This window comes from Campylobacter coli LMG 9860 (assembly GCF_000254135.1).
Lineage (GTDB): Bacteria > Campylobacterota > Campylobacteria > Campylobacterales > Campylobacteraceae > Campylobacter_D > Campylobacter_D coli.
The window spans coordinates 1-9,611 of the sequence record NZ_AINS01000075.1; the positions used below are offsets into that span (position 1 = coordinate 1).

Annotated in this window: 12 protein-coding genes; all 12 read right to left on the reverse strand. The window is 31.8% G+C overall.

Annotation, left to right across the window (positions count from 1 at the left end):
- The coding region (locus CCO88_RS08610; RefSeq protein ID WP_002840188.1) for an ABC transporter substrate-binding protein at window positions 1–953 on the reverse strand (953 nt) is incomplete at its 3' end.
- Window positions 954–988: 35 nt separating this feature from the next.
- Window positions 989–1,420: a c-type cytochrome gene (locus tag CCO88_RS08615; protein ID WP_002779047.1), complete on the reverse strand. Its 432-nt coding sequence runs from the start codon at window positions 1,418–1,420 to the stop codon at window positions 989–991.
- A 9-nt stretch (window positions 1,421–1,429) separates the two neighbouring features.
- Window positions 1,430–1,630, reverse strand: coding sequence for a mini-MOMP protein (locus CCO88_RS08620; RefSeq protein ID WP_002779049.1), 201 nt, complete (start codon window positions 1,628–1,630; stop codon window positions 1,430–1,432).
- Between the two features lie 53 nt (window positions 1,631–1,683).
- The gene (locus CCO88_RS08625) at window positions 1,684–2,190 is read right to left on the reverse strand and encodes a YqhA family protein (RefSeq protein WP_002840191.1); all 507 of its coding nucleotides are present in this window, start codon (window positions 2,188–2,190) and stop codon (window positions 1,684–1,686) included.
- 13 nt (window positions 2,191–2,203) lie between these two features.
- Window positions 2,204–3,235 carry an aspartate-semialdehyde dehydrogenase gene (locus CCO88_RS08630; protein ID WP_002797156.1) on the reverse strand — a complete coding sequence of 344 codons (1,032 nt, stop codon included), beginning with the start codon at window positions 3,233–3,235 and terminating at the stop codon, window positions 2,204–2,206.
- Window positions 3,235–4,533, reverse strand: coding sequence for a sigma-54-dependent transcriptional regulator (locus CCO88_RS08635; RefSeq protein WP_002790196.1), 1,299 nt, complete (start codon window positions 4,531–4,533; stop codon window positions 3,235–3,237). Before CCO88_RS08635 ends, CCO88_RS08630 begins: the two co-directional genes overlap by 1 nt.
- Before the next feature lie 48 nt (window positions 4,534–4,581).
- The gene (locus tag CCO88_RS08640; RefSeq protein ID WP_002779058.1) at window positions 4,582–5,031 is read right to left on the reverse strand and encodes a hypothetical protein; all 450 of its coding nucleotides are present in this window, start codon (window positions 5,029–5,031) and stop codon (window positions 4,582–4,584) included.
- Window positions 5,007–5,528: a flagellar assembly lipoprotein FlgP gene (gene flgP / locus CCO88_RS08645; RefSeq protein ID WP_002779060.1), complete on the reverse strand. Its 522-nt coding sequence runs from the start codon at window positions 5,526–5,528 to the stop codon at window positions 5,007–5,009. Before flgP ends, CCO88_RS08640 begins: the two co-directional genes overlap by 25 nt.
- A gap of 67 nt (window positions 5,529–5,595) precedes the next feature.
- Window positions 5,596–8,163 (reverse strand): DNA gyrase subunit A, encoded by a 2,568-nt coding sequence (gene gyrA / locus CCO88_RS08650; RefSeq protein WP_002840194.1) that lies wholly within the window; start codon window positions 8,161–8,163, stop codon window positions 5,596–5,598.
- 39 nt (window positions 8,164–8,202) lie between these two features.
- Window positions 8,203–8,778, reverse strand: a complete 576-nt coding sequence (locus CCO88_RS08655) for a phosphoribosyltransferase family protein (protein WP_002779063.1) — start codon at window positions 8,776–8,778, stop codon at window positions 8,203–8,205.
- Window positions 8,775–9,419: an outer membrane lipoprotein MapA gene (gene mapA / locus CCO88_RS08660; protein WP_002786468.1), complete on the reverse strand. Its 645-nt coding sequence runs from the start codon at window positions 9,417–9,419 to the stop codon at window positions 8,775–8,777. Before mapA ends, CCO88_RS08655 begins: the two co-directional genes overlap by 4 nt.
- Window positions 9,420–9,509: 90 nt before the next feature.
- A partial coding sequence (locus CCO88_RS10215; RefSeq protein WP_002780022.1) for a GTP-binding protein LepA occupies window positions 9,510–9,611 on the reverse strand: 102 nt, incomplete at its 5' end.

The following is a 9,611-nucleotide window of genomic DNA, read 5'->3' on the forward strand; positions in this document are numbered from 1 at the left end:
GTATTTTGGCAAGCATTCATAGCATTTAGCATTACATAATAAGCATCCGCACCCATAGCTGAAAAAGCTGGAAGATTTGTATTGCCTTTTATTTTTTCATATTCATTGATAAAAGTTTTACCACGAGCAGTAGAAGGGTTACTTGAGTCAAAACTATCTGTAAAAACCACTCCATTTACAGCAGTTGAGCCCAAATCTATAAAAGTTTGATTATTAACCCCATCTCCAGCAGCTAATAATTTATCAAAACCAATTTGTTTAGCTTGTCTAGCAATAAGAGCAGCTTCAGGATGATAAATTGGCATATAAACAAAATCAGGATTTAAACTTTTAAGCTGTGAAACTACAGCTCTAAAATCTTTATCGCCTGAACTGATTGCAAGTTTTTTGATCACCTTACCGCCATTCTCTTTTAAAGATTTTTCAAAAGCTTTTGCAAGTCCTAAAGAATAAACATTACTTTGATCTATAATAACAACAGCATTTTTAAGGTTTAATTCTTTTGTAACATAACTCGCAAATTTATCCCCTTGAAAACTATCGCTAAAGCACACACGAGAAGCGTATTTTTTGCCCTCTAGAAGTTTATCTCCTGAAGCTACTGGAGCAATGAGTGGAATTTTTTTATCTTCTACAATTGATATAGCTTGTATAGTATTTGGCGTGGTAGCCTCTCCTATAATCCCTATAACCTTATCTTGCGCTATAAGACGATTTACTGCACTTGTAGTTTCAAGTTTATCGCCTTTAGTATCAATAACGATTAACTTTACTTCATCACCATTATCTAACTTAGCATTTAATTTATTAGCAAGTTCTATACCATTAAAAACATCTTGCCCATAAGCAGCCACTGGTCCTGTTAATGGCAACACTACTCCTAAATTAATTGTTTTTGCATATAAACAATTTGCCAAAGCTAAGGCACTAAAAACTAAAGTAACTTTTTTCATCTTATCCATCCTTTCATTAAATTAAACTCAATATTTTATTTTAAAAAAGTATTATGTTTCGTTTTTTGCGGTGGTTCTTCTTCTAATAAATCTTTCACTTGCAAATCAACAGCAAAATTTCCACCCTTGATATATGCAATGATATTATCCATATCATCGTGGCTTAAATTTCTAGCATAAAAAGCCATTTGTGAAGCATTAGCAGAAGTACTACCATCAAGAGTATAACCCACCAAGGCCGCTTTAATATCCTCAGGAGACATATCTTTTAATACTCTAGAACCTGCGACACTTTTTTCAGCATTATCTCCATGGCAAGTATTGCATTTATTTTTAAAATATAAATCCTTGGCTTGAACCATATCGTATTGTTTATTTGCATCAAAAGTATAAGTAAAAAAAGACTTCAAATTTATACCAAAAAGCGCTACAACAAAAATCGAAAAAATTGTCAAGTAACGAAACATATCCTACCTCTATTTTATAGTGATTTCGGTGCGGTTTGTAACATTGTGTTTTTTGTTTTTATTATCTGTTTTTTTAACCCTTTGCGTCTCGTATCTATAGCGCACAACGCCCGAAACTTCAACATCTTTAAAAACTTCATCTAAGGGAGCCGCATAAGAAAAAGTTAAAACATTAATTACCGCCAATAAAATCAAAAATAGCTTTTTCATAATCACCCTTACAAACCAAAATTTTAATTATATCAAAAAAAGATAATCAAGCCTCAATGTCCGCCCTTGTGTAAAAAATAAAGCCCCACACAAAGAGCTAAAATAGATCCGGCAAGAAAAGCCATATCTGTAGGAGTAGCAAATTTCATTTGTAATACCCTTTGAAAGAAATTTACTACCAAAACCATGATAATCACTTTTGCAAGCTTATCTTTAAGCTGATCTAAACTATGCACCTCCAAGACTTTACTTTGCTTGGTTTGTTTAAATTCTTCTATCTCGCTAATAAAAAGTTCATACACTCCAAAAGAAAAAATAAATAAAACCAAAGCCATAAGATAAAGATCTACAGCTCCTATAATCAAAGCTACCACATCTTCATGTAAATCAATCTTGATTCCAGCGCTAAAGAAATATTGATAAATATAAAGAATTACTTTTAAAACATCATAGCTTGCAATAAAAAATAAAACAAAAGCGCCCACAAGACCGAATATTACGGGTAAAATTGTAACAATACGACTTTTAACAAGCAAGGATTCAAAAATTTTCTCTAACACTCTTTTACTCCTTTTATTTATTTTCTAATTCTAACCATTTTTGAGCAATGCGCACTGCATTTGTAGCAGCACCTACGCGAATTTGATCTGCTACGCACCAAAGATGAAGTATATTTTTATGTGTAACATCTAAGCGAATTCTACCCACATAGGTTTCATTTGTATCGCTAGTCATTAAAGGCATAGGATATTTTTTATCTTTTGGTTCATCTATAACAACAACACTTGGTGCATTTTGGAGTATATCTCTTGCTTTATTTACATCTACTTCTTTTGCAAAATGCATAGTAATTGCTTCACTATGACTTCTTAAAACTGGAACTCTTACACAAGTAGCTGAAATTTCTAAATTTTTATGAAGAATTTTTTGTGTTTCATTGATCATTTTAAGCTCTTCTTTTGTATAGCCATTATCCATAAATACATCAATTTGAGGAATCAAATTAAGTGCTAAAGTATGAGGAAATGTTTGAGCTTCAAATTCATCAAGCTTGAAAGCAAAAAAGCTTTGCATTGCGCGAACCAATTCTTCCATACCTTCCTTACCTGCTCCACTTGCTGCTTGATAGGTACTTACATCCACACGCTTTAAATCAAAAGCATCATTTAAAGGTTTTAAAATATGCACCATTTGTATAGTTGAACAATTTGGATTTGCAATGATACCTGTTTTTTTCCATTCTTTAATATCTTCAGGATTGCATTCTGGAACGACTAAAGGCACATCTTTTTCCATTCTAAAATGACTTGTGTTATCAATTATCACAGCACCTGCTTCTGCAGCAAATTTAGCATATTTTTCACTTACACTTCCGCCTGCACTAAAAAAAGCTATATCTACAGGATTTTCTCTAAAAACATCCTCGGTAAGCTCTTTTATTGTATAAGATTTGCCTCTAAATTCTATTTGATTACCTGCGCTTTTTGCACTAGCCAAAGGCAAAATACTCTCGACTGGAAAATCAAGCTCATCTAATACATTTAAAAGCTCTTCTCCAACCGCACCTGTTGCTCCAACTATAGCTATTTTTTGTTTTTTTGACATTATTTTTCCTTTATTTTGTATTGTTTGATTTTATTGTTTAAATTTTCTATACTCATTCCAAGTTCGTTGCTTACTTTTTCTTTATCAAATTCACATTGCTCTAAAATTTGCTCTAGCAATTCTTTTTCTAAATTTTTTACATCTTTTTTTACACTTCTTGCTTCTAAAAATAAATCTTGTTCTGAAATTTCTAATCCCTCGCTTAAAATACAAGCACGCTGAACTATAGAAATAAGCTCTCTTATATTGCCTGGAAAATTATATTCAAGCAAAGCTTTTTGAGCTTCTTGACTTATTTTTTTCATTTCGAGCTCATACTCTTTACAAGTATTTTCTAAAACTTTTTGCGCTATGCCCAAAATTTCTTCTTTTCTTTCTCTTAAAGGGGGTATATTAATAGGAACTGTATTTAAACGATAATACAAATCCGATCTAAATTCTCCATTATCGATCTTATCTTGCAAATTTGCATTGGTCGCACTAATAATCCTTACATCTATTTTGATACTTTTAGTACTTCCAAGTCTTGTGATTTCTTTTTCTTGCAAGGCTCTTAAGAGTTTGGCTTGAATTTCATAAGGCATTTCACCTATTTCATCTAAAAATAAAGTTCCATTATTTGCCATTTCAAAAAGTCCTATTTTGGTGGCATTAGCATCAGTAAATGCCCCTTTTTCAAATCCAAAAAGCTCACTTTCTATCAAATTTGAAGGGATGGCAGCCATATTGATAGCTACAAAAGGCTTTTGGGAGCGTTTAGAATTTTGATGAATAAAGCGCGAAAAAACTTCTTTACCCACGCCACTCTCACCAAAAAGCATAACTGATGCATCTGTTTTAGCAGCCTTTTGACTCAAGCTTAAAACTTGTTCTAATTTATCAGAACTCGAGAAAAAACCATTTTCTTGTTTTTCTTCTTGCTTTTTTATTTTTTTATCCGCAGTTTTTTCTCGAATAACTTTTGCACGCTTGATAGCCTCAACCAAAGTTTCTATATCAAAAGGTTTAGTTAAAAAATCCTTCACACCTAAGCGTACCGCTTCTATGGCGCGATTTAAAGTTGCATTTCCTGTCATAATGATAAAATCATATTTATTTTCACAAGCCTTAATAAATTCTAGTCCATCAATTCCAGGCATATTAATATCTGTAATAATCAAATCTGTATCTGAATCAATTTTTTTTAAAGCTTCTGTGGCTGATTTGTAAGATTTTATTTGAAATTCTTCATATTCCCCAAGAGCTATTTCAAGGGATTTTCGCATATTGATATCATCTTCAACAATCACCAAATTCATAACTAGCCTTTGATTTTTTAGCAAATAATAGCAAAATACGGCTTAAATTTACTTTTTTTTAAGATAGTAAATCAAAGCATTTCTTTCTCCAAATTCTACACTAAAACGCAAAGGTAAAATTTTAACATAGGTTTCATTTTGTGCTTTTAACAAGTCTGTTTTGACTATATCTTTTACAGAAATTCTAGCACCCATAAAACAATCACTTAATTCATCTTTATGGGCATTTAAAAAATCAAATTTAATAGCCTTAGACATATCATCATCTATCATACCCAATTCTGTTCTTGGAAGTTTTTTTAAATCATCATCAGTATAAGAAATTTCGCAAGCAAATTCACTTATAGTATTTTCACTACGCGTCATTGCAGGGGATAAATTTTGACTTTGATGAAAAAGGATTAAATTTTTGTTAGAAAGTTCTGCCCAAAATATAAATTCATCTTGGGCAATTAGTTTAAAACTAAAAAATATTAATAAGCAAACAATTCTTTCCACTTGTCCGCATCAATCTTAAGTTCTACATTAACTCTGTAAAGGCCTTGATTAAAATTCTCATCAATTATGCTAGCATTTTTAATTAAACCATTTACTTGTGCAGTGATGGTTGAGCTTCTAAGCATTGCATCTTTTACAGTATCTTTACCATTAACTTTAACGCCATAAAGCTTACTTGCAAGCTGTCTATAAGCATCTGTAATTGCGGCTCTTTTTGCTAATGCTAAAGCTTGAGCACTTGAAACAGTATTAAGAGGAGCAATTCCTTCTCCTACAGCACTAAAACTAAGCTCACTTTCGCTTACATCAGGAGCTAGCATTTTTTCTTCTCTAATAATATCACGAACATCGTCTTTATCCACTTTTTGAACAACAATATCCGATGCTTGAGCTGAAGTACTTGGACTATTTGGATTTTTAGCTGTAGTACTGTTTGTACTCGCTGTACACCCTGCAAAAATTCCTGCTATTATTAGCATAAAATAAAATTTTTTCATATTTACACCTTCAAAATATTGTAATTATTTGATAAAAAAGCAAAAAGCGTTCCAACTCAAATAACTATTATAAATTTAAATCTAAGTTTTCATCGCTTATTTCATCCTCAAGCTCTTCTTTAGGACATTTAGCGATGCTAACCACCTCGTCATTTTCAACATTAACCACAATAACACCACTGGTATTACGCCCCGCTTTTCTAATGCTTTGCATATCAACGCGTATCATTTTACCACTGCTTGTTAGTGCCATTAAATCCATACTTTCATCTACAATTACAACGCTAATAAGCTCTTTGGTTTTATCGGTTAACTTCATACAAATGACACCTTTTCCGCCTCTGCTTTGAAGTCTATATTCTCCCGCATTTGTTCGCTTTCCTATACCCTTAGCGCTGATACTTAAAATCTCTTGCTCATCATTTTCTATAACAACAGCACCTACTAATTCGTCATTTTTCTCTTTAAACTTAATAGCTGTTACCCCACGACTTACGCGACCAATCTCACGCACTTTTACAAGAGGAAATTTAATACACATACCCTTTTTAGTCACTGCAAAGAGCATTTTACCCTTAATGGATTCAATTAAATTTTCATCAGAGTTTGTATTTTCATCATTAAGACTGTCATCATCTAAAAGTCCTGTTTCTTCATTCTCATCTCTTTGAACGATAATAGCAGTAACTAATTCATCATTTTCATCTAAGTTAATCGCTTTTACACCCACACTTCTGATATTTTGATATTCACTTAAATTGGTGCGTTTTACTATACCATTTTTAGTAAAGAAACATAAGGATTTGTTTTCATCAAAATCAGTAGTCGGAATGATAGCCATGATTTTTTCATCAGCTTGTAAATTAATCAAATTAACAACCGCTTTTCCTTTAGCTGTTCTTGAGCCTTCAGGTATCTTATAAACTTTCAACCAATAAAGCTGTCCTCTATCAGTAACAAACATTAATGTATCATGAGTATTAGCAGTAAAGAAACTTTCGATAAAATCATCATCATAAGTCGTTACAGCAAGCTTGCCTTTTCCACCGCGTTTTTGTTTTTCGTATTGTTTACTTGGCACTCTTTTAATGTATCCACGATGAGTAATGGTTACAACCATATTTTCATTAGGAATCAAATCTTCAATATCAATATCATCATAATCATCTTCTATTTGCGTAATACGCGGCACATCAAATTTGCTTTTTATCTCTTTTAATTCATCGCGGATAAGATTTTCTAGCAAAGTTTCGCTTTTTAAAATCTCATCAAGTCTTGCGATTTCTTTCATAAGCTCTGCAAGTTCATTTTCAATTTTTTCTCTTTCAAGTCCTGTTAAACGGCCGAGTTTCATATCTAAAATCGCATTAGCTTGAAGCTCAGTAAGTCCAAATTTAGCTACCAAAGAATCTCTTGCTGTAGTACTATCAGGACTATTTTTAATCAAAGCTATAACTTCATCAATATTATCTAAAGCTATTTTTAAACCTTCTAAAATGTGAGCTCTTGCTCTTGCTTTTTGAAGTTCAAAAATTGTTCGTCTGATAATCACTGTTTTTCTATGGTTTAAGAAAAGATTTAAAAGTTCAATTAAAGAAAAGATTTTTGGCTCTTTGTTGTGAATAGCAAGCATAATCACACCAAAAGTACTTTCCATTGTAGTAGATTTAAAAAGATTATTAAGCACTATCTCACTCATCGCCTCACGCTTGAGTTCGATTACAACACGAATTCCTTCTCTATCACTCTCATCTCTAACTTCTGAAATTCCTTCGATTTGCTTTTCTTTTACAAGCTCTGCAATTTGTTCTATGAGTCTTGCTTTATTAGTCTGATATGGAAGTTCATCTATAACGATAATGTCTTTATTGGATTTTTTTTCTATGTGAGTTTTAGCTCTTATTTTTACTCTACCACGCCCTGTGCGATAAGCTTCGATAATGCCTTTTTTGCCATAAATTATCCCACCCGTTGGGAAATCAGGACCTTTGATAAATTGCATCAAATCTTCTAAACTAGCATCCTTATGATCAAGCAAATACAAAAGTCCATCTACAAGCTCGTTAAGACTATGCGGAGGAATATTTGTCGCCATACCTACAGCAATACCACTAGAGCCATTTAATAATAAATTTGGCACCCTAGCAGGTAAAACATCGGGCTCGCTCATAGAATCATCGTAGTTTGGAACAAAATCTACCGTATCTTTATCTATATCGCGTAAAAGCTCTTCTGCTAAAATTGTCATTCTAGCTTCAGTATAACGCATTGCAGCAGCGCCATCACCATCGATAGAACCAAAGTTTCCTTGTCCATCGATACTTGGATAACGCATAGAAAAATCTTGTGCCATTCTTACTAAGGCATCGTAAACAGCAGTATCGCCATGTGGATGATACTTACCGATAACATCCCCTACTATACGAGCAGATTTTTTATATGCACTTCTACTTCCTACGCCAAGATCATTCATAGCATAAAGTATTCTTCTGTGAACAGGCTTTAAGCCATCTCTAGCATCAGGAAGTGCACGACCGATAATAACGCTCATAGAATAATCTAAATAACTACTTTTAATAGAATTTTCTATATCTATAAGTTCAATATCAGAATCTTTATTAAAAATATTCTCCATCAATTTTCCTTCGCAATTTCAAACTATTATTATAGCATATTAAACTTTTGCATCAGCTAAAACAACCGCAAAAAGAACAGAAATTTTATTTTTTTCTAAAAATTGCTTAGCTTCAAGCAAACTAGAACCCGAAGATACAATATCATCTACCAAAATTACAGGATTGTTAATTTTTTTTAAAAGTTTAAATTTTCTTTTATTGTCTTGTCTAAATTTTAAACTTTTTCCAGAATACTTTAGATGATTTTGTGCATGTAAGGCACCAAATATAGGCTTAATAAATTCTGTCTTTAAATATTTTGCTAAGATGGCCGAATGAGAATAAAGTAAATTTTCAACTCTATCATCTAAAGGAATAACATTAATTTGCTCATTTACAGAAAAAAAATTTTTAAATTTAAAAAAACTTAATTTTGCCAAGAAATGAAATACAAAATAACCATAAAATTTATGTTTAGCGTGCAAAAGATGTTTAATCTCATGATATTTATAAAAAGAATAAACTTTAAAATCTTTTTCAAGTTCTCTTACGCCTAAAGAAAATTCCGATAATTCTTCAGCGCAATGATGACAAAAACAAAGCAGAGTAAAAACTCCGCAATTTAAACATTTCAAAGCTCTGAGATTATGCTTGCTGCTTTATTTGCCATCTGTTTAATCAGTAAATGTGTGTAAAAACTGATATCTTTTAAATTTTCAAAACCTTGAACATCTTGTTTGGTGCGTAAAGTGAATTTTTTATTTTTATTAATATCACTCAAGCTTAATACTCCAACAAGTCTTGAATGAAGTCCTAGACTATCTTGTTTTGCGCTATAACCCGTAAAAGCAAGATCAATTTTAGTTACATAAGGTGAATTGGCTTTATTATCATCAAGGACGATAATACCTCTTGCTTCAAGCTCTTGTTTTAAATAAACATAAAAAATAGCATTAAAATCAAGATTTACAAATAGTTTTTGCCCATTGGCATTAAGCACTTTTTGCTCTTCTTTTAAATCATAAAATCTATGCAAGTAGACTTTTTTGAGAGCCACACCCGTATCTAAAGTTCTTTTATTTACACAACATTGTATCCCAATATCGCTAACATATAAAAGGCCTTTGATTTTTGCCTCAAAACCACTAGAACTCTCGCAAGGAACACACTGAGAAGCTTTAGAAAGCTGATTTACTTGAGTAAAAGTATTTTGTTTGCTCGCACAAGCATTTAAAAATAAAGCCAATGCTATAAAAAATAAAATTTTCTTATTCATCTTTTTCTCCTTAAAAAATATTTTGAAAAATATTTTTCTAAATTGTATTAAAAATACAAGCAAATTTCAAGCCAAGTTTTAAATTTATCATCAATCTATCTTTAAAACACTCAAAAAAGCCTCTTGAGGTAAATTTACCTTACCTATAGCTTTCATTCTTTTTTTACCTTCTTTTTGCTTTTCTAAAAGCTT

What these genes read in the sequence shown, in the direction of transcription:
- CCO88_RS08635 (WP_002790196.1), bottom strand. Translation starts at nt 4,533, where the DNA reads ATGAATTTGGTGATTGTTGAAGATGATATCAATATGCGAAAATCCCTT.
- flgP (WP_002779060.1), bottom strand. Translation starts at nt 5,528, where the DNA reads ATGAAAAAATTTTATTTTATGCTAATAATAGCAGGAATTTTTGCAGGG.
- CCO88_RS08615 (WP_002779047.1), bottom strand. Translation starts at nt 1,420, where the DNA reads ATGTTTCGTTACTTGACAATTTTTTCGATTTTTGTTGTAGCGCTTTTT.
- CCO88_RS08630 (WP_002797156.1), bottom strand. Translation starts at nt 3,235, where the DNA reads ATGTCAAAAAAACAAAAAATAGCTATAGTTGGAGCAACAGGTGCGGTT.
- CCO88_RS08620 (WP_002779049.1), bottom strand. Translation starts at nt 1,630, where the DNA reads ATGAAAAAGCTATTTTTGATTTTATTGGCGGTAATTAATGTTTTAACT.
- mapA (WP_002786468.1), bottom strand. Translation starts at nt 9,419, where the DNA reads ATGAATAAGAAAATTTTATTTTTTATAGCATTGGCTTTATTTTTAAAT.
- gyrA (WP_002840194.1), bottom strand. Translation starts at nt 8,163, where the DNA reads ATGGAGAATATTTTTAATAAAGATTCTGATATTGAACTTATAGATATA.